This window comes from Thermoactinomyces sp. CICC 10523, assembly GCF_016055105.1.
GTDB classification, from domain to species: domain Bacteria; phylum Bacillota; class Bacilli; order Thermoactinomycetales; family Thermoactinomycetaceae; genus Thermoactinomyces_A; species Thermoactinomyces_A daqus.
This window is the reverse complement of sequence record NZ_JAECVX010000020.1, coordinates 1-23225: the sequence shown is the minus strand read 5'-3', so window position 1 is coordinate 23225 and position 23225 is coordinate 1. Positions and strand designations below refer to the sequence as shown.

The window sequence follows — 23225 nt, the reverse complement described above, 5'->3', positions numbered from 1 at the left end:
AATGGATCACCCGGTGAAATCGCTGTACCGGCAGATCAAAAATGGGGAGATCAGTCAGGAAGAGGCAGCCAAACAGATCCGGCAGTTTTTGATGCAAATTCCGGCGATGACCAACACATCCTTGGTCGATCAGCTTAAAGGGGATTTACGGGAGAAGGTTGCCGATCTCTTAAACGTTCCGGCGGAACATGTCAGTACCGGCACGGAGTTGGCGGAGTTCGGGCTGGACCCGGTTTTGCTGGCTGATTTGGCCGATTGGCTCAATCAACGTTATCAACTGGAACTCACCCCGGGGCTGATTCTGGAGCAACGAAATCTGCACGGCTTGGCGGTATACATCCTTGCAGAGCACCGTGATGCGACGTCTCCCGTGGAAAAACGTTCAGTCGTGCCCGTCGAAGAGAGCAAACTTCGCATCATGGCGGCCAATTATCTAAAACATCAATTGTCCTCCGTTCTTCAGGCTCCCGCCGACCGGTTGGATCTTGATGCACCGTTGGAGGATTACGGAATGGATTCGGTCATGGTGATGAAGCTGACGGCACAATTGGAAAAAAACTTCGGGCCCTTGTCCAAAACGCTGTTTTATGAGTACCAAACGATCGGGGAGCTGACCGGCTACTTTATCAAGTGCCACCGGGAGGCGTTGGTTAACCTGCTCGGATTGAAAGAGGAAGCGGTTAAAGAGGAAGCGGCTGCAAAGGCGGATCATGCGCAGCCGCCTCTGCCTTTTAAAAAAGCGGAAAAGCGCGGCAGGCAAAAGAAGAATGAAGCGAAGACGGCACAGCGGGACGGAATTGCCATCATTGGCCTTGCCGGGCGTTACCCCGGAGCGAAAAATATCCGGGAATTTTGGAAAAATCTTCAGGAAGGAAAAGACTGTATCACCGAAATCAGCCCGGATCGCTGGGATCACCGCTTATATTTTGATCCGGACAAGCATAAACCGGGGAAAACCTACAGCAAATGGGGAGGATTTATCGACGGCGTCGACCGGTTTGATCCTCTCTTTTTCAATATTTCCCCACGGGAAGCGGAAGTCTTGGACCCGCAGGAACGTTTGTTTTTGGAGTGCGTCTATGAAACGATCGAGGATGCCGGATACACCCGGGAATCGCTCCGCTCGGATCAGGAGGGCAGCTATGGGGGCAAGGTGGGCGTTTTTGTCGGGGTGATGTATGAAGAGTACTCCCTGTACGGCGCGCAGGAACAATTAAAGGGCAACCCGGTTGCTCTCGGCAGTAATATCTCGTCGATCGCCAACCGCGTTTCGTATTTTTTTAATTTTACCGGGCCGAGCATGGCGATCAATACCATGTGTTCGTCTTCGTTGACGGCCCTGCATCTCGCCTGTCAGAGCCTCATGCGGGGAGAGTGCGAACTTGCGGTTGCAGGCGGGGTCAATTTGTCGATCCATCCCAACAAATATTTGCTGCTCGGGCAGGGGAAATTCGCATCGAGCAAGGGACGGTGTGAAAGCTTTGGTGCAGGGGGCGACGGTTATGTTCCCGGTGAAGGAGTGGGAGCCGTCCTGTTAAAGCCGTTGTCCCGAGCCATTGCCGACCGGGACAACATTTATGGCGTGATCAAAGGGACAGCCATCAATCATGGCGGCAAGACCAACGGTTATACGGTTCCCAATCCGAATGCACAGGCGGAAGTGATCAGCCGGGCCTTGCAGGAAGCGGGCATTCACCCGCGGACGGTCAGCTGCCTGGAAGCGCACGGAACGGGAACCGCACTGGGAGACCCGATTGAAATTACCGGGTTGACGAAAGCATTCGGAGCGTTGACGGAAGATCAGCAATTTTGCTCGATTGGCTCTGTGAAGTCTAACATCGGTCATTGTGAAAGCGCCGCAGGGATTGCCGGGTTGACCAAAGTGCTCCTGCAGATGAAATATGGTCAGCTCGTGCCTTCCTTGCATTCGGACGTGTTAAATCCGCATATCGATTTCAGCCGGACGCCTTTTGTTGTCCAAAGAAGCCTGCAGGAGTGGAAAAGGCCGGTGCTCAATCTGGACGGCGAGGAAAAGGAATACCCGAGAAGGGCCGGCATTTCCGCTTTTGGCGCCGGCGGTTCCAACGCCCATATCGTGGTTGAGGAATACATCCGGGAGGAACGGACGGAGCACAACCATGCAACTGGGCCCGTTCATCCGGCGCTCATCGTGCTGTCGGCCAAAGATGATGAAGCGTTGCGCCGGCGTGTGCGGCAGTTATTGGATGCGATGGAAGAGCAGCCGTTCGCAGACAGCGATCTGGCCGACCTGGCCTATACCCTGCAAGTGGGGCGGGAAGCGATGGAAGAGCGGCTGGCGTTCACAGCTGCAACAGTCAGAGAAATGAAGGAGAAACTGAAGCGTTTTCTGGATGGCCGGGTGGAATCAGGCGGAGTGTTCCGGGGCGGGGCCAATTCCGGAAAAGAGCTTTTGTCTGCTTTGGCCGCAGATGAAGAGTTGGAAACCATCATCGAAATGTGGTTGCAAAAGGGGAAATATGATCAGCTCCTGCAATGGTGGGTAAAAGGGCTCAATCTGGACTGGAACCTTCTCTACCCGGGAGACAGGCCGTACCGGATCAGCTTGCCCGCTTATCCGTTTGCCGGACAAATATGCTGGTTGCCCGAAACGATCAGGGGAGACGAAGTTAAAACCCGTTTAAACGCAACACCGGAAAGGGAAGAGCCCGGGATACAATGCCTTTACTTGCCGGTCTGGGAAGAACAGGCCGCTCCGGAAAGGGCTGAAGCTCACCGGCATGACACGGTCGTGATTGTCTATCAGGAATCTTCGGCGGCATTTAAACAAACGATCGTCGATCATTATCGGCGGAACGCCTCCGCTGGCCGGATCGTACAAATCCTTCTCGACCGCGAAAGCAAAAAGAGATCCGACGATCATTGGCAATGCGCCTTCGACGACCCGCAAGCGCTGGAGGCCTGCCTGAACGAAGCCGGAGCGATCGATTGTCTCTATTTCATTGCCGAATTTCGCAATGCTGATGAACAGATCGATTTTCATGATCTAGCGCAAAGCCAGCAGCGCAATGAGCTGCCATTGCTGCGGATCGTCAAGCTGTTGCAGGCAAGGCAGGACGACACTCCGGTCGATTGTTATTTCCTGACCCAGGATAATTACACCATCGGAGGGAAACCGGCGCATCCGTACGGCGGAGGAGTGACCGGACTCGCTTATGCCGTAGCCCAGGGCGACCACCGCATGCGGGTGCGAAATATCGACCTGTCCGCAGAAGACATGGGAGATGCAGAAAAGCAAAACCAGGTTTTGCGCATGATCCTGGAGGAACCGCCTTCCCACCGCGGCGAAGTGATCAAAATGCAGCGCGGGCGACGTTACCGGCAGGCGTTTCTTGAAATGGACAGCGCCAGCCGGATGAAAACGGAGGGATTGAGAAACGGGGGTGTTTACGTCATTGCCGGAGGAAGCGGCACCGTCGGCAGAGCCATTACCCGCTATCTCATTGTGGAATATCGCGCCAGGGTCATCTGGATCGGACGCACACCGGAAGATTCCGATGCGATCAAAGAAAAACTGGCCGAATTCGCGGGATTGGGATCTGTGCCTGCCTATATCCGGGCGGATGTCACTGACCCACGGCAGATGAGGCAGGCGGTCAAACGGATCAAGGAACAGCATTCCGTTATTAACGGGGCCATCTTCTCAGGGGTGGTCTTTTCCTTTGAAAATTCGCTTCGTCAGACGACGGAAAACGAATTTCTGGAGATCCTCAATGTCAAAACGATTGGCGGCATCCTTTTTTATACCGCTTTTCAGGATGAACCGCTGGACTTTATGCTCTATTTTTCTTCCGGTCAGGCTTACTCGTTCTCCGGAGCCGCCCGGTTTTCAGCATACGCCACAGGGATCGCGTTTTCCGATGCCTTTGTGCGCAGCCTGAGGAATAAGGCACCGTTTCCTGTCGGGACCATCAACTGGGGATTCTGGCAAGACTCGGTGCAGGGGACATTTTTGGACGGCAAAACAAGAGCTTTGCAAGACGATGAAGGATTTGCCTGTTTTGCCCGTGTCGCCGGTCTGTTGCGGGAGGGATTGTTAAACCAGAGTCTCTGCCTCAAACCGTCGCCCTCCCTGAAGGGATTGATGAATCTGAAGAAGGAGAAGGCTGTTGTGAATGCTCCTGTCACCAGGCCGTTGCCCGGATCTCTTTACGGCAGGCTGGAGAGCGGGAAGCATGCAGAAGATCCTTTGATTGACGGCGCTCTCGCCAAACAGATGGAAGAATGGGTGGCCAAGCTGCTCTTCGTTCAGTTGTCAACGTTGGGTCTGCCGCCGAAAGGAATGCCGGTGACAGCCGCCGATTTGCTGCAAAAGGGGAAAATTGCCGGCAAGTATGAGCGGTGGCTGGCGGAGTGCCTGCGGATTTTGGAAACATACGGATATCTTTGCAGCGAAGCGGGGCAGATGATCGTTCTTGCCGATCATGATGCCGGGAAGCGGGAACAGGTCTGGAAAGAATGGGAACCGTTCATGGCGTCCTGTTCCGGCAATCTGGACTGGCGGGCGCAGACGCTGCTCCTTGACGCTTGTCTGAGGAAGCTTCCGGACATTTTGACCGGGCGGACTCCGGCCACGGAAGTGCTCTTTGCCAATGCCTCGATGGAAAGCGTGGAGGGCATTTACAAAAACAATACGGTTGCCGATTATTTCAACCACGTACTGGCCGATGTCGTCGCGGACTATATCCGGCAGAGACTTTCGCAAAATCCGCTGGACCGGATTCGGATTCTCGAAGCCGGAGCGGGAACGGGGGGAACCAGTGCCGTCGTATTGGACCGGATCAAGGAGTGGGCTGACCGACTCGAGTATTGCTATACCGATATTTCCAAATCGTTTTTGCTGTTTGCCCAGGAAAAATACGGACCGGATTACCCTTGTTTAACCTTTAAAACCTGGAACATCGAGCAACCGGTCTCTGCAGCGGGGATTGAATCGGGAGCTTATGACATCCTCATCGCCAGCAACGTCCTTCATGCAACCCGGGATATCAGGCAGACAATCCGCAGGATCAAGGCAGCTCTTAAATCAAATGGTCTGCTCCTTCTCAACGAAATGACCCGCAAGCATCTTTTTGCCACTGTCACCTTTGGTCTTTTGGACGGATGGTGGCTGTTTGAAGATGAGCATTTGCGCATTCCGGGCTCACCATTGATCGGCCGGGAAGAGTGGCAAACCGTACTGGAGGAAGAAGGATTCAGGCAAATCGGGTTTCCGGCGCGGCAAGGGGCACAAAACGGACAGCAGATTATCGTGGCCGAGAGCGACGGATGGGTCAGGCTCCCGATGGACGACGCAGAACCGGAAGCGGAGGAAGTTTTGACCGAAGAAACAGCGTCAGCGGCATTGCCGGAAGCCGGGCAGGTGGTGGAGGAGAAACGGCCCGGGGAGCGGCTGGATGTTTATGTCAGGAAGTTGATTATCCGGCAATTGTCCGGTGTTTTAAAAGTTCCGCAGGAGCAGATTTCGGCAAGCAGGCCCTTTTCCGAATACGGGGTGGATTCCATTCTCGGCGTTTCATTCGTGAATCAGTTAAATGCCGCACTCGGGATCAACCTGAACAGCGCCATCCTGTTTGACTATACTACCGTCGACCGGTTGAGCGAGCATATCACGCAGATGTACAGAAATCATCTCGAACAGCAGATCAGGGCCGAATCGGGTGCAGAACGGAGGCGGGAAAAGACGGCCGCCTCTTTGGCAGTGAACCGGGAGAAACGGGGGCAACAGCTGAAAGCAGCGAAAGTTTCGGAGTATGCAGACGGAAGCAGCATCGGTTCCGGGGCAATTGCGGTGATTGGCATGGCGGGGCAATTCCCGGATGCGCCGGATTTGGATGCATTCTGGAATAATCTCGCCAACGGTCATGACGCCGTTCGTGAACTTCCCGCCGCCTATCTGGATCAACGCCGCTACTATGACCGGGACAAACAGCCGGGCAAGACTTATTGCAAGTGGGGCGGCGTTTTGGCGGAGAAAAATGCCTTTGATCCGCTCTTTTTCAATATTTCCCCGCGTGAAGCTGCTTCGATGAGCCCGCATCAGCGGCTGATCTTACAGGAGAGCTGGAAAGCGTTGGAGGATGCCGGCTACAATCCGAAAAAACTGGCAGGAATGCCGGTCGGCGTGTTTATCGGAGCGGAACCGGCCAACTATTATCATGAGTCCTTTACGGGTTCATCGGATGCGATCGTCGCTTCCCGCCTGTCCTATTATTTAAATCTGACCGGGCCGGCTCTTGTGGTCAATACCGGATGCTCTTCATCGGCGGCAGCGATCCATCTGGCTTGCGAAAGCTTGCGCAGGGGAGAATCATCGATGGCGGTGGTTGGCGGCGTTTACGCGAAGCTGGACGAAACCTCCCTCATCGCCTTGTCGGGAATCGAAATGATTTCTCCCACCGGCAAGTGCTTCACCTTTGACGAACGTGCAGACGGAACCGTCTTGTCCGAAGGTGTCGGAATCGTGGTTTTGAAACCGCTCCATCAGGCCGAAGCGGACGGTGATCCGATTTATGGCGTGATCGTCGGATCGGGGATGAACCAGGACGGTGCCAGCAACGGAATTACCGCTCCCAATGGGCTGGCTCAGGAGCAATTGGTGACGGAAGTATATCAAAAGTACGCCATTGATCCGGAGGATATTTCTTATGTCGAAGCGCATGGGACGGGAACCAAACTGGGGGATCCGGTTGAGGTGAATGCGCTGATTCGCGCTTTCCGGCGATTTACGTCCAAGGGGGAATTTTGCGCGATCGGCAGTACCAAGTCGAATATCGGGCATACGGGTGCTGCTGCCGGGGTGATCGGCCTGATCCGGGTTTTGCTGTCGATGAAGCATCGGCAAATTCCGGCCCTGATCAATTTCCAAAAATTAAACCCGCTGATTGCCTTGAAAGAGTCGCCCTTTTATGTGAATACCGAAACGGTGAAATGGATGTCGCCCGCGGGCCGTCCCTTGATGGCGGCAGTCAATTCCTTCGGGCACAGCGGGACAAATGTGCATTTGGTCGTGCAGGAATACCGGCCTGAGCGGACGCCGGCAGATGACGCAGCCAGTCCGGTACTGATTCCGTTATCGGCACGGAAAGAGGACCGTTTGCATGCGTATGCCGAAAAGCTGCTTGACTTTTTAAACCGGCAGGATACCGGCGGCGCTGCACAGCCTTTTTCCCTGGCATCGCTGGCCTGTACGCTGCAAACCGGGCGGGAAGCGATGAAGGAACGAGTGGTGTTCCTGGTTGATGATCCCGCCGATTTGCGCGCGGCATTGGCGGATTTCTTGGCCGGAAAATCCCGGAACGGCGTCTGGCGCGGACAATACAGGAAAGGAGCAGACGCAGCCGGCTTGTTCGACGGGGACGATGAAGATCTTCAGGAGACGATCCGCAAATGGGCAGCAAAAGGAAAACTGGCGAAAATCGCTGAATTATGGGCACAGGGAGTCGATGTGAACTGGGAGTGGCTTTACGGGGAGAATAAACCTTTGCGCATCCATGCGCCTTCTTACCCGTTTGCCAGAGAATATTACGGGATCGCGGAAAAGAGGGGCGAGGCAAAACGGACAACATCGGCAACGGAGCACTCTGTTTCCCTTCACCCGCTCCTGCATGAGAATACATCCGGACTCCAGGGGATTCAATTTACTTCCACCTTTACGGGGCGGGAGTTTTTCCTTGAGGATCATCAGGTGAAAGGGAAGCGGATGTTGCCGGGTGTGGCTTATCTGGAGATGGCACGGGAAGCGGTGAAGTGGGCAGCCCGGGGAGAATGCGGCGACGAGATGGGCATTCACCTGAAAAATATCGTGTGGTCGCGGCCGGTCGTGGTTGAGGAAGAGCCGGAAAAAGTGCAAATCACGCTTTTCCCGGAAGAAGACGAAACCATCACGTACGAGATTCACGGAGACTCCGGGAAAGAAGCATATCACCGGGGAAGTGCCGTTCTGAAGATGATTGAGGTGGTGCCGACCCTGGATTTGCCGGCGCTTAAACGCGAATGTGAGGAAAGCGTTTTGAGCGGCGGGGATTGCTATGAAGCGTTTCGGGCGATCGGTCTGGAGTACGGCCCCGGCCACCAGGGAATCAGCGAAATATACCGCGGACAGGATCGGGTGTTGGCGAAGCTGGCGCTGCCGGACGAAGCACGTGAGACGCTGGAGTCCTTCGTCTTGCATCCCGGCCTGATGGATTCGGCCGTTCAGGCAGCCCTGGGATTGATGGCGAAGAAAGGGGAGATTCAGCCGGTCATCCCCTTTGCCCTTGAGGAACTCGTGGTTTATCGGAAATGCACAAGCGAGATGTGGTCATATATCCGACATAGCGAGGGAAGCAAAGCGGAAGATCGGCTTCTGAAGCTGGATATCGACCTCTGTGATGAGCAGGGGACGGTCTGCGCCCGGATGAGGGGGTTATCCCTGAGGGTATTGGAAGGAGAACCGTGGGGAACGAAAGAGTCCGCTTCTGCGGAGTCGCTTCTTTTGCGGCCTGTGTGGCAGGAACAGCCGGTTGAGGGAGAGGCGGGAGCGTCTGTTTCGGCGAATCGCCTGGTACTGTTTTGCGGCTTCGCGGATACGGAGATGATTTCGGAACAAATGAAAGGGGCGGACTTCAGGATTCTGCAGTCAGGAGAAACGCGGATCGAACATCAATTCCGCGATTATGCCGGGCAGCTTTTGCAAATCTTGCAATCTCTCTTTCATGAACGGGCAAGGCAGAAAGTCATGTTGCAACTGGTTGTTCCGGCGGAAGAGTCCGCGCAGACGCTCTCGGGATTGGCCGGCATGCTGAAAAGCGCCCGGTTGGAGAATCCGCATTTCTGCGGGCAGTTGATCGAAGTCGATTCACTGCAAGGCATCGCCGGAATTTTGGAAGAGAATAGCCGCCGGCCTGATGATCTTCATCTCCGCCACGAAGCGGGCAAACGCCTGGTTGCCGGATGGAGCCCGATTGAAGCGGACGGGGAGAACGCGCAGATGCCGTGGAGAGAGGGAGGCGTCTATCTCATCACCGGAGGGGGAGGCGGCCTGGGACTCCTTTTTGCCGGGGAAATCGCGCGCCAGCTGAATAATGCCGTTATCATCCTCGCCGGCCGTTCCCCGTTGACCGGAGAGATGGAGGCAAAGCTTGATGAGATCAGATCGCCGGGCATTCGCGTCGCCTATCAGCGTGCGGATGTGACGGATCGGGAAGCCGTTAACCGCTTGGTCAACGCGATCCGGAACGAGCATGGAACGCTCCACGGGATTATTCACAGCGCCGGTGTGCTTCGGGACAGCCGGATTCGCCACAAAACGGAGGAAGAGCTGAATGAGGTAATGGCTCCGAAAACGCTGGGGCTGGTGAACCTGGATCTGGCGACGAAAGACATCCCCCTTGATTTCTTCATCTGCTTCTCGTCCGGCTCGGCGGTGTGGGGAAGTGCCGGGCAGGCCGATTACGCCGCCGCCAATGGCTTTATGGACAGCTATGCAAAGTGGCGGGCCAGCCTCGTTACCCGGAAGGAACGCCACGGCCGGACGCTGTCCATCAACTGGCCTTATTGGCAGGGCGGGGGAATGAGAATCGGAGCGGCAACGAAGCTGATGATGCAGCAGGCGGGAATGATGCCGATGACGAATGAAAGCGGAATCCGGGCATTTTATCAGTGTTGGTCTTCCGGCAGCGGGCGGGTGATGGTGATGGCAGGTGATACAATGCGGATCAGACAAAGGATGTTATCGCCGGAAGCAGGGCCGGATGCAGCCAGACAGAAGGAGCTTCCCAAGTCCGCTGAACGGCCCGGGGAAGAGCGGCCGGGCGATCTGCGGGAACGCGTCCAATTCGCCCTGCTTCAGGTTGTCTCCCGATTGATACATGTCAGGATGGAGGAGCTTGACGCGGATACCGGGCTGGATGAGTACGGATTTGACTCCATCACGTTCTCCGAGCTGGCAAATGAGCTGAACCGGCGCTATAAACTGGAATTGATGCCCACCCTGTTTTTTGAACATACAACGTTGAATGAGTTGGCCGGGTATTTATGCGAGGAATATGGTGATATTCTCGCGCCCCGGTTTGCTTCGGCCGGCAAGAATGAAGCAACGGAAACGGGCAAACCGGTCGGTTCGGAAGAAATCACGGAGAAGAAACCGAGCTTGCCCCTGCAAAAGGAGAAAGTCCGGAGGCAGCAAAAGAGCGAATCGAAGGATGCATCCCGGTGGGAACTGTATGACGAGGGAATCGCCATCGTCGGAATGAGCGGAGTCTTTCCGGGAGCGCGGGATTTGGATGAGTTCTGGAACAACCTGGTGAACGGCAGGGACTGCATCACGGAAATTCCCAAAGAACGCTGGGATTGGCGTGAATATTACGGAGACCCGGCCAAGGAAGCCGATAAAACCAATATCAAATGGGGCGGTTTTATAGAGGGGGTCGATGAATTTGACCCGCTTTTCTTCGGGATCTCCCCGCGCCAGGCCGAGTTGATGGACCCTCAGCAACGCCTGCTCATGACCTGCTGCTGGAAGGCGATTGAAGATGCTGGTTATTCGGCACAGAGCCTTTCCGGAACGAAGACCGGCATCTTCGTCGGAATGGGGCACAGCGGTTACGCCGGGGTGATCAAACAGGCCGGTGCTGCGTTGGAAGGCTATTCGGCAACGGGAATGGCCACGGCGATGGGACCGAACCGGATGAGTTATTTCCTCAACGTTCACGGCCCGAGTGAACCCGTCGATACTGCCTGTTCCAGCTCTCTGGTGGCGATTGACCGTGCCGTTAACGCCATTAAAAACGGTGACTGTGATGCGGCGATTGCCGGCGGCGTAAACACCATTCTGACTCCGGATCTTTATATCAGCTTCAGCAAGGCGAACATGCTGTCTGCCGACGGACGCTGCAAAACGTTCTCCGACAAGGCCGACGGATATGTGCGCGGAGAGGGCGTCGGCATGATTTTTCTCAAAAGGCTGAAGGATGCCGAGAAAGCGGGAGATCACATCTACGGCGTCATTCGCGCTACGGCTGTGAACCACGGGGGACGGGCCAACTCATTGACCGCCCCCAATCCCAAGGCACAGGCGGAACTGCTGGTCACCGCCTACCGGAAGGCCGGGATCGATCCCCGAACGGTGACATACATTGAAGCGCACGGAACGGGAACGGAACTTGGCGACCCCATCGAGATCAACGGTTTGAAGGCTGCCTTTGCCGAATTGTATGCCGACTGGGGCGCGGAACAGCCAAACCGGCCCCATTGCGGCCTCGGTTCGGTCAAGTCAAATATCGGACATCTGGAACTGGCAGCGGGGATCGCCGGAGTGATCAAACTGCTGTTGCAGCTGAAACACAAAATGCTGGTCAAGAGCCTTCACACCGATGTGATAAATCCCTATATCCGGTTGCAAAACAGCCCGTTTTACATCGTGCGGGAAAACAGGGAGTGGACCGCACTCAAAGACGCCAGCGGCAATGACATTCCCCGCCGTGCGGGTGTCAGCTCTTTCGGTTTTGGCGGTTCCAATGCCCACGTTGTGATCGAGGAATATATCCCGCATGCCGATGAACCAACGTCCGGAGAGGAATCCCAAGTCCCGGTGATGATCCTTTTGTCGGCGAAAGATCAAACGCGGTTAAAAGAACAGGTGCAAAATTTATGGACAGCGATCCGCCAAGGAAAATATAACGATGCTTCTTTGCGCGACATGGCTTACACCTTGCAGGTGGGGCGTGATGCCATGGAAGAACGCCTGGCCCTTTTGGCATCTTCCCTCCGAGAACTTGAAGAGAAGCTGAAAGCCTGGCTGGAGGGAACACGGGAGATCGACGGCCTGTATGCGGGGCGGGTCATCAAGAAAGGGCAGTTGGCGGCTTTGCAGGCGGATGAGGATTTTGAGGCAACCGTGGATCGTTGGCTGGAAAAGGGGAAATACGGAAAATTGCTGAGCATGTGGGTGCAGGGACTGAACGTTGATTGGAACAGGCTGTACAAAGGGCAAAAGCCGAAACGCATCAGCCTGCCCACTTATCCGTTTGCCCGGGAGCGGTATTGGGTTACCGGAGCGAACAATCCTTCCACGGTTGAAAGTCTTCGTCCGCCCGCCCGGGAGAAGGAGAAAGTCAAAAAGATTCTGGTCAAGGACTGGCGGGAGAACTCCCCGGATCAAAAGGAGGAGACTGATGCCGGGACAGTGATTATGCTGGCCACGCCCGCGACCATGAAGATCGCTGAGCCGTGGTTGCGGGAAGCAGCTTTGCAAGTCGTGCCCGTCGTTCATGATTCCGTCGCTTCTTCCGCTGCGGTGGTGACGGATTATTACGACAGTCATGCCGGTGAACAACTTTATCATCAAATAAAGAAAAAAGTCGATCAGCCCCAATTCCTTGGCGTGATTGACGTGACAGCTTACGATGAACAATACGAACAATCCGAGGCGATAGAAGCCGGGAAAATCACCTTTTTGCAAAAATTGATCGAACACCATCGTCACGCAGGCTGGAAACTGATGCAGGTAACCTGCCGACTGCAATCGTGGCAGGTGGAGAAACCCACCCTTCAGGGAGCGCGTCTGTCCGGATTGTATCGGATGTTGGGCGCGGAATACCCGCAGATTCAGGTGATCGCCCTGGACAGCGATTGCGCGGCGCATGAATACGAAGAGTTGGCGGAGCAGATCAGGAACGAGTTTTTCCGCAGTCAGGAAGGAAACCTGATCGAATGCTGTTACCGCGGCGGCCGCAGATTCACCCCGGCTTTCAAAGAAGTGGAGCCGCAGCCGTTTGCCCCGTCCTTTCATGAGCGGGATGTGATATTGATCACCGGGGGCTCCCGGGGGATTGGCGCCGCCGTCGCCGAGCAGGTTGTCCGCCGCGGAGTGAAGCATCTGGTCATTATGGGCCGGGAGGCCTTGCCGGAGCAGGGAGAATGGGAGCATCTGCCCGAGACGGGCGATAACAGTGAACAAGCGGAGAAGATTCGCCGGCTGAAAGCGCTGGCCGACCAGGGGGTCAAGCTTCATTATGCCAATACGTCCCTGACGGATTTGCCGGGCTTGCAGGCGATGGTCGCGGAGGTTCGCCGTAAGCTGGGGCCGATCACCGGTGTGTTTCACTGTGCCGGGATCAGGGGACGCAATCCGGCCTTCTTCAAAAAAACGATCGCGGAAATCGAAGCGGTCTGTGAGCCCAAGATCCAGGGGCTGGTCAACCTGCACAAAGCGCTGGAATCCGAACCGTTGTCCTTTTTCCTCCTGTTCTCGTCGGTTGCCGCAGCCTCGCCCATACTGGCGGCGGGGCAGGGCGATTATGCCATGGCCAATGCCTATATGGATTATTATGCGGCTTATCAGGCGGGGGCAGGACAGTCCTGGTTCAAGTCGGTTCAATGGCCGGCGTGGAAGGAGACAGGCATGGCAGCCGGAGGAATGGACACACCGGTTTACCGCGAGACCGGGTTGCTGTCGCACAGCACCGCGGATGGTTTGCAGTTGCTGGATGATGTCCAATCTCTGCCGGAGACGGTATGCCTCCCTTGCGTCGTCGATCCGCAGCGTTTTTCCGGGGACAAGCTGCTCCGGCAAGAGCGTTTGCCTGCGGTTCCGCGATCAGTGCAAGCGGCGCAGGGCCGTGTGGATGCAGGGGAAAAAGCGCCGGCGTCACCGTCACAGCTGCGCGCAGAGATTGTCCGGTGGTTGCAACACGTGTTCCGGTCGGAATTAAAACTGGCCCACACCCGGTTGGACGAACACAAGCCTTTTGCCGATTACGGGGTCGATTCCATCCTGATCGCCCAGATCGTCCAGACCATGCAGGAAAAGACGGGAAAACCGCTCCCGCCGTCCTTGTTGCTGGAGTACGGTACCATCGCGGACTTGGCGGACTATTTCGCCGAACATCATGGAGACGCCTGGCAGCCGGCAGCGCAAGCAATCCGGGATGAATCGGTGGAGTCGGGAGAAGAAATACCTTCTGTTTCGCTCCAACCGGAGTCGGTTCAGCCTCCGGCAAGCGGGTCCGCGCCCGAGCCGGAAGAGGAGATCGCCATCGTGGGAATCGCCTGCCGGTTTCCGGACGCACCTTCCAAAGAAGCTTATTGGGAATTGCTGACGCAGGGGAAATGTGCGATTCGGCCCGTTCCGGAAGAACGCTGGATTCCCAAGAACGGACAGGTTGATTACGGCGGATGGATAGAGGGAATCGATCGGTTTGATCCCGCCTTTTTCCATATCAGTGAGTCGGATGCGGCAGTGATGGATCCGCAGGCGCGCCTCTTGTTGGAGGAAAGCCTGAACGCGATCTTCGATGCCGGTTATGAGCCGAACGAATTGCGGGGGCAGTCAGTCGGGGTCTATATCGGGGGACGATCACAGCCTCTGGCGCCGGCTGATGCAGTTTTGGCATCGGCCAATCCGATTTTGGGGATCGGCCAGAACTACCTGGCGGCCAATCTGTCCAAGTTTTTCGATTTCAGAGGGCCCAGTCTGGTCGTGGATACGGCTTGTTCCTCGGGAATTACGGGCTTGCTGCTCGCGGCCGATGCCCTGCGCGGAAAACGGATTGACATGGCTCTGGTCGGAGCTGTCAGCCTGTTGACGGGCCCCCTTGCCCACGATGTGTTTGCGGCGCGGAATATTTTAAGCGGGAACGGGCGTTTTGAGATTTTTGACAAACAGTCGGACGGGGAAGTGCTGGGAGAAGGGATCGGGGTCGTTGTCGTAAAACGGCTCAGCGATGCGGTCAGAGACGGGAATTACATCTATGGCATTATCAAAGGCATTGCCGTGAATAATGACGGCCGGACTCTCGGCCCGGGATCGCCCAGTCTGCAAGCCCAAAAGCAGGTGATGGAGGCGGCTTTGGCCATGAGCGGAAAGCGTCCGGACGAGATCGGCTACATTGAAGTGAACGGAGGCGGAACGCCAATCATGGATACGATCGAAATAAAAGCCTTGTCCGATGTCTATGCTCTCGGAAACCGGGAATGGGGTCCATGCTGTTTGGGAGCGGTGAAGCCCAATATCGGGCACTTGCTGCTGGCCTCGGGCATGGCCGGGCTGATCCGCTGCTTGTTGAGTGTCCGTTACGGGAAAATCCCCCCGTTCTTGTCAGCCAACGACCCCTTTGAGTACTACGATTTTTCACGGTCGCGCATACGCTTTAACCGGGAGACGGAAGACTGGAGACCGCCTTCCGGACAGAAGCGGACAGCGGCTCTCAACTCCTTCCCCGACGGTGGAACCAACTATCATGTAATTGTGGAGGAGTTCGTTCCTGAGAGGGATTTCCGGCAAAAGCGTTTTCCGAAGGCAGCACCGGCTCTGCAAAAAGTGTGCGTCGGCGTTTCATCCGGCAGGGAGAAACCGGCGGAAGCGGAGACGGTCAGCCGCCACCGGCGTCCTGTACGGAACGTATGGGGGGAGATCCGATGAAAGAAGTATTTCGCCTGACGCTGACGACGGAACATCCGGTAATCTCGAATCATTCCGTTTACAGCCAACCTTTGCTTCCCGGACTCGCCTATATTGATCTCCTGTATCAATTGGGGCAAATACTGGAGTTGGATTTCCGTGATTATGCCTTAAAGCGATTATCCATCTCCAATCCTTTGATTGTCAGCAAGGATCGACCGGTGAACCTGGCCGTCACCTTTGAAAATGTTTCAGATCACTGGAAAATCAAAGTGGAAGGGGAGGAGACTGATGAGCGGGGTAACCGGCTGCCCGCTCATCGGTACATTACGGCCGAACTTCATCAGGAAACGGTTGCTTTTTCGGAAAAAATCGACATTGGCGGACTCAAGTGGGAAGCGGTCCGCCATTTCGATTTGGACAAGGTCTACGAGAAGGCCAGGCAGCAGGGGCTTGTCCACACCGGAATGATCAAGGCGCAGGGGGAGATCTATCAGCACGATTCCGGCGTTCTGATCGGGATTGAGGTGGATGAATCCTGCCAGGACGGGGCCGATGCCTATTTGTTTCACCCGGCGCTGATCGACGGGGCGGCGATGGCTGCGGGAGTGCTCTGGGAACAGCGGGGAAATCAGGAAGACCTGTATTTGCCGCTCTATTATGACGAATTTTTCTGTACGGAGCCTTTGCACACCCAATGTTATGTCCGGGCCCTCGCTTCTTCGGTGAAAATGGTGAATGAGATTCGCACGTTGGATCTTGCCATTTATAATGGCGAAGGCCGGCAAATCGGGCACCTTCGGGGAATCACCAGTAAAAAGATCCGTGCGAAAGGGCAGATCAATCCCGCTCTGGCGCGGGAAAGTTTTTCGCCTCCGGTGAAGCCGGCAGCGGAAATGGTGACCGGACAACGGCGGGAACCGGACGGGAGCACAGGGGAAACAGGTGCTCTCGAACTGATGCTGCGCAAAATTTTTGCCCGCCATTTGGACAGGGAACCGTCACAGGTCAGGCCTGATTTGGGATTCTTCGAACTTGGGCTGCAATCTTCGCAATTGCTGGGCGTCATGCAGGATATCGAAAAAGAGCTGGGTGTGCAACTCAGCCCGACTCTTCTGTTCGAGTATTCGACAATCGGTGAATTGGCGCTCCATTTGGCAGAGAGTTCAGAGGTTCCGTTTGCCGCTTCGGATGAAATGTCTTCGGAGAAGGATGTGTCCCGGGAGAAAGATGCGGATGATCGCGTTCAGGAGCGGGCGTTCGTGAGAGAGAGAGAGGTTTCTCCGGCGGCAGCCACGATTCAACAGGATGGGGACATTGCCATCATCGGCATGGCCGGCCGGTTCCCGGGTGCTTCCAACCTGCGTGAATTCTGGGCGAATCTGCTTGCCGGAAAAGATTGCATCACGGAAGTTCCTTCATCCCGTTGGGACTGGAAGCAATTTAGCGATTTGCGATCGCCTTCCGGAAAACAGATTTCCCGCTGGGGCGGCTTCATTGAAGATGCGGATTGCTTCGATCCGTATTTTTTCCGAATCGCCCCGCGGGAAGCGGAAATTATCGACCCTCAGGAACGGCTGTTTTTGGAAGTTTGCTGGGAATGCATGGAAGATGCGGGTTATGTCCCCGGAACGCTGGCATCGCCTCGGGGTCCGAACAAAACGCGCAATGTCGGCGTTTTCGTCGGGGTGATGCATAAGGATTATGCACTGGTCGCCGCTGAAGCGATCTCCCGCGGGCTGGTCATTCCCTTGTCTCTGAACTATGCGCCGATCGCCAACCGCGTTTCTTATTTTTGTAATTTTCACGGACCGAGTCTGGCGGTGGATACCGTCTGTTCTTCGTCCCTCGTTGCCGTCCATCTGGCCATCGACAGCATCCGCAAAGGAGAAAGTGAAGTGGCATTGGCGGGAGGGGTGAATTTATCCCTGCATCCGAATAAATACCTCACTTACGGCATGGCCAACATGCACTCCTCAGACGGTTACTGCCGTTCCTTCGGCAAGGGCGGAGACGGGTATGTTTCCAGCGACGGGGTGGGGGCGGTGTTGTTGAAGCCCCTGTCCCGGGCCATTGAAGACAAGGATCATATCTATGCCGTGATTAAAGGCAGCGCGATTAACCATGGAGGGACAGCCAGCGGAATTACCGTGCCGAATCCGACAGCACAGGCTGACCTGATTGCCTCCTGCCTTGCCGAGACCGGCATTGATCCCCGCACGATCAGTTACGTGGAAGCCCACGGGACGGGAACCTCGTTGGGTGATCCGATTGAGATTCAGGGGCTGATCCGGGCTTATCGTCAATACACTTCGGACACGCAGTATTGTGCCATCGGTTCGGTGAAATCCAATATCGGCCACGCCGAATCGGCTGCCGGCATCAGCGGATTGATCAAGAATGCGCTGCAGCTGTATCATCAGACGCTGGTTCCTTCTTTGCATGCGGAGGAATTAAATCCGTACATCGATTTTGAACGGTCGCCCTTCTATGTGCAGCAAAAAACGGAGAGATGGGAGCGGCCCACGATTCTGCAAGGCGGGGAAAGGGTGACCTGTCCGCGCCGGGCCGGCCTCAGTTCGTTTGGAGCGACCGGCACCAATGTGCATATCATCATGGAGGAATGTCCCGAATTTGCCCGGCCATCTGCTTCCGGACAGCGATCTGACGCGAAGCGGGTTCTGGTCCCGTTGTCCGCCAAAAGTGCGGAGCGGTTGCAGGCATATGCTCGGAAATTGCTCGACTATTTAAACGGGCTGGACAATGATGCATCCCCGAACATGGAGGATTTGGCCTACACCCTTCAGACCGGGCGCGAGGCGATGGAGGAAAGGGTTGTCTTCATCGCAAAGGGCGTGAGCGACTTAAAGCGCAAGCTGGAAAGTTTTTTGCAAAATGAAGCCGGAGCAGAGCAGTGTTATCGGGGGCATATTCAGCAAAAGGGCACTCTGCTCCCTTTTCTGGCCGCAGATGAAGATACCCGGGAATTGATCCGAAAATGGGCCGTCAAGGGAAAACTGGATCAAATCGCGCAGCTTTGGGTGAACGGAATCGATGTGGACTGGAACTTGTTCTATGTTCAGCGCCGGCCCAACCGCATCAGCCTGCCGACCTATCCGTTCGTCAAAGAACGGTTCTGGATTCCGTCCGCCATGACGGCACAAGGAGAAAAGGAGGCGGCGGTACAAACGGGGAAGGAGCAGCTTCACCCGCTGCTGCACCATAACACTTCCGGTTTCAGCGGGCTGCGCTTTACTTCCCGTTTTACCGGACAGGAGGTTCTGTTCGGCGATTATGAAGTCAACGGTTGTCCGGCCCTGCCCGCAACAGCTTGTCTGGAAATGGCGCAGGCCGCGATCGTCCGGGCGTCGGATGGTCCCGAAGACGGTTCAACGCAGATCGTGCTGAAAGATGTCACCTGTCTTCACCCGCTCGTGGTTGATCAAAATCCGCTGCAGGTGAGCATCCGCCTGTTTGTCGATGAGCAAGATGAGATCGGGTACGAGATCTGCCGGGAAACGGAAGGGGATCGGCCTGTATTGTACGCACATGGTAAGGCTGTGTTCCGCTCCGCGTTGGAAGCACCTGTGCTGGAGAGGCCGGACATGCTCTCCGGCGATACTCAGCGCAGCATCGATCCCGCTTCCGTTTATCAATCGATGCGAATGGCCGGGATTGAGTGCGGTCCGGGTTACCGGGGAATGGAAAAGGTGTACGAGGATGAGGGGCAGCTGCTGGTGAAGCTCACTTTGCCTTCAACGCTCGTATCAACGCAGGAGCAGCTTGGTCTTCATCCCGCCCTGCTTGAGCCGGCATTGCAGGCAGCTGCCGTTTTCATGGCGGATGCATCGGCTGCTTCGGCCGCTTTCCATTGTGAGACGGTGGAATATTTCGGCCGCTGCGTTCCTTCAATGTGGGCGCTGATCAACCAAAGCGGCGGGGCGGAAGGGAAACTGAACATTGCCCTGTGCGACGATGATGGCCGCCTGTGTGTGCGGATGCAAGGGATTTCATGGAATGCTTCGGAAGAGGAGCTTCTTGCCGGGACAGACGAGCTTGCGACACCAACGGGAGAGGAGATCGTGATGCTGACTTCTGCATACGAGTCGGAAATTGACCGGTTAAAAGATTTCATTCCGGCGATTGCCAAACCGCAGGCAGGGTTCGTGAGGGGGCAAGACGGGGGAGAGGAAATCACAGGAAAACCGGCGGGCAGTGTGCAGGACGCTTTGATTCAGTCTGTTTCCCGGACGCTCGGAGTCAGTGCCGGGGAGGTCGATGTGCATTTGCCGCTGCACGAATACGGTTTTGATCCGGTTTCCCTCCAGGAAATGGTCGATACCTTCAATCAGAACATGCGTGTGGAGCTGGATGTGGAAACGGTTGTTGAACTGCAAACGATTCAGGGCATTGCGGCGCATCTGGTGAAGGTGATGGAAGAACAAAAGCGCCCGCCGGGCATAAGCAGCCTCTCCGCAGACCAAACAGCGAAGGAGGTTCGTCCATGAAGGAGCTGGATCGGTTATTCTGCGAGCTGCTCTGGAGGCAATTACAGTCGATGGGATTGTTTACCGCCCCTCGTTCCGATCCCGCCGACCTCCCGGCCCGATACGGACTGCGCGACAGCTACCGGCGCTGGCTGGAAGGAAGCATCAAGTTTTTGGCGGAAATGCAGTATCTCCGATTTGACGGGAAAACCTGCTATGTTGATGAGATTAACCCGAAGCCGATGGATGAGGCATGGAAGGAGTGGGAGGAAAAAAAGAAACCGTGGCTGGCAGAACCGAATACCCGGGCCCAGGTGGTTCTGGTGGAAACGATGATGCGCTCGTTGCCGGAAATATTGACCGGAAAAGTGCCGGCCACCGATGTCATGTTCCCCCAATCCTCCTTTGCACTGGTGGAAGGGATCTACAAGGATAACGTCGTTGTGGATTACTTCAATGAGGTTGTGGCCAATGCGCTGGCCGGTTATTGTCAACTGCTGCTGAAACAGGACGCGGGAGCGAAAATCAGGATTTTGGAAATAGGGGCCGGAACCGGGGGAACCAGTGCCGGCATCTTTCGCAAGCTGACTCCCTTTCAAAACTCGATTCAGGAGTATTGCTATACGGACATATCCAAGGCTTTTTTGCTGTTTGCCGAAAAAGAATTCAGCGCTTATCCCTATTTGACTTATAAGGTTTTGAACATCGAAATGCCCGTCACCGGACAAGGCTTTGCCCCGGGAAGCTTTGATGTCGTCGTTGCGGCCAATGTTTTGCACGCGACCCGCGATATCAGGCAAACCTTGCGCAACGCCAAATCGCTGTTGAGAAAAAACGGTCTGCTTCTGGTAAACGAAATCAGCCGGTTATCGCTGTTTACTCATTTGACTTTTGGGCTGACGGACGGCTGGTGGCTTTACGATGATGAGGAGTTGCGGATCCCGGGGTGTCCCGGTCTGGAGCCGGAAACCTGGAAGAAGGTACTGGAGGAAGAAGGATTCCGCTCTGTCTTCTTCCCGGCACAGGAAGCCCATGATCTCGGGCAGCAGATTATCGTAGCTGAAAGCGACGGCGTTATCCGACTCAAGCAGGAAGCGCGACGGGAGGTTCGTTCCCCGGCGAAGCAGGCCGAACCGGCCGTTGCCAAGCAACCCCTTCAGGCAGCCCCCGCCGGTTTGCCCGAGGAACAAATCGCCGACGTGATCATGGAGAAAGTTTCCGAAGCGCTCAAGATGGAGAGGAACAGGATTGACAAAAACCGCTCTTTTGCCGATTACGGAGTCGATTCGATCATCGGTGTGCGTTTGATCCAAATCCTCAATGAAGCTCTGGGGATTGACTTGCAGACGACGGATTTGTTTGATTACAGCTCGGTAAAACTGCTGACTGACTATATTATTGAAAACTACAAACAGGAGATTGCGGCGACGATGGGCGCCAACCGCCAGCCGGATGAAACTGAGCGGAAACAGCCGTCTGCTTCCTCTTCCCGGTTCAGGACGGAACGAAAAGCAGTTCCGCCCGCTTATGGCAGTCGCCCGTCCGGAAAGGGAAGTCTGCGTGAGCCGACAATGCTGCCGACGGTTGCCCGGGCCGGCCGAACGATCAACAAAGAGCCGATCGCCGTGATCGGGATGAGCGGCCGTTTTCCCAAATCGGAAACCGTGGACGAATTGTGGGAGCACCTGGCAAAAGGGGAAGATCTGGTTGGCAAAGTGACTCGCTGGGATTTGTCAAAATATCACCCAGAAGGTGCTTCCTTTTGTGACAGCGGTGCATATCTGGAGGATATTGATCTGTTTGATCCGCTTTTTTTCAATATTTCCGGGCTGGAAGCCACCTATATGGATCCGCAGCAGCGCCTCTTTCTCGAAGAAGCGTGGAAGGCGTTGGAGAATGCCGGCTATGCCGGGGCCAGTGTCAAAGGACGCAAATGCGGAGTCTATGTCGGGTGTGGCGGCGGGGACTATACGTCGCTGTTTGCCGATGCGCCTCCTCCCCAGGCATTGTGGGGAGCGTTGAACTCGGCCATTCCGGCGCGAATCGCCTATTTGCTGGATCTGCACGGCCCTGCGCTGGCGGTGGATACGGCCTGTTCCAGTTCGCTGGTGGCCATCCATATGGCCTGTCAGGGTTTATGGACCGGGGAAACGGAAATGGCGCTGGCCGGTGGAGTCTACATCAATAATACACCTCAGTACCATTTATTGGCCGACCGGGCGGGAATGCTGTCCCCGTCAGGGCGCTGCTTTACGTTTGACGACCGGGCGGACGGCATGGTTCCGGGAGAAGCCGTGGGAGCCGTGGTGCTCAAACGCCTGGGCGATGCCATCAGGGACGGGGACCATATTTATGGAGTGATTCGCGGTTCGGGGATCAATCAGGACGGCACGACCAACGGGATCACCGCACCCAGCCTGCGCTCCCAGCAACGTCTGGAACAAGCGGTATATGATGAGTTTGCCATCAACCCGGCGGAGATTCAGATGGTGGAGGCGCACGGAACCGGAACCAAACTGGGCGACCCGATCGAGTTCCAGGCGATCAGCCGGGCATTTCGCTCTTACACGGACAAAAAGGAATATTGCGCGATCGGTTCCATCAAGACCAATATCGGCCATACACAGCTGGCTGCAGGAATTTCCGGTTTCATTAAAATCCTGCTTTCCTTGAAACACAAAAAAATCCCGCCTTCTCTCCATTTCAGGAAAGGCAATGCCAATATTCAATTCAAGGACAGTCCGTTTTTTGTCAATACCAAGCTGAGGGACTGGGAAGTTGAGCCCGGGGTCAAACGGCGGGCCGCCATCAGTTCCTTTGGGGCGACGGGAACCAATGCCCATTTGGTGGTGGAAGAAGCTCCGCAAGTGGAAAGAAGGCATCCGGACAAGCCGGGATATTTGATCGTGTTGTCGGCCCGCACCCAGGAACGTTTACGGAAGCAAGTCGAGCAGTTCATCGCCTATTGTGAGGATGAAGAGCGCGCCGGGTGCGGAAACGCAAGTTATACGCTGCTGTTCGGCCGGCAGCACTTTAAACACCGTCTGGCCTGTGTGGCCCGGGATTTGGATGATGCCCGGGAATCGCTCCTCTCCTGGTTGAAGCAGGGACAGGCGGCCCATGTTTATGTCGGCGAAGTAAAGGACCAGCGTTCGCAATTATCTTTTAAACAATTCGGAAATCAATGCATTGAAAAATGCCGCCATTCTGCTGAAGCCGCTGACTATCTGGAGAATTTGGCCACTGTGGCCGAGCTTTACGTTCAGGGATATGAACTGGATTATGAAGGGCTGTTTGCGGACGGGCAATACAGCCGT

3 protein-coding genes and 2 pseudogenes are annotated in these 23225 nt (G+C 55.7%); all 5 read left to right on the top strand.

The window, feature by feature from the left end; all coding sequences use genetic code 11:
* Position 1: 1 nt before the first annotated feature.
* On the top strand, positions 2 to 15442 hold the full coding sequence (locus I8U19_RS16490) for an SDR family NAD(P)-dependent oxidoreductase (protein ID WP_198056552.1): 15441 nt from the start codon (positions 2 to 4) through the stop codon (positions 15440 to 15442).
* A pseudogene (locus tag I8U19_RS17900) lies at positions 15424 to 16245 on the top strand (polyketide synthase dehydratase domain-containing protein); the annotation flags it as partial. The gene I8U19_RS16490 and the pseudogene I8U19_RS17900, both read left to right, overlap by 19 nt.
* Before the next feature lie 129 nt (positions 16246 to 16374).
* Positions 16375 to 18921, top strand: a pseudogene (locus tag I8U19_RS17895) (beta-ketoacyl synthase N-terminal-like domain-containing protein); the annotation flags it as partial.
* Between the two features lie 105 nt (positions 18922 to 19026).
* Positions 19027 to 19929, top strand: a complete 903-nt coding sequence (locus I8U19_RS17890; protein ID WP_483316414.1) for a polyketide synthase dehydratase domain-containing protein — start codon at positions 19027 to 19029, stop codon at positions 19927 to 19929.
* The coding region (locus tag I8U19_RS16480; RefSeq protein WP_198056550.1) for a beta-ketoacyl synthase N-terminal-like domain-containing protein at positions 19926 to 23225 on the top strand (3300 nt) is incomplete at its 3' end. The genes I8U19_RS17890 and I8U19_RS16480, both read left to right, overlap by 4 nt.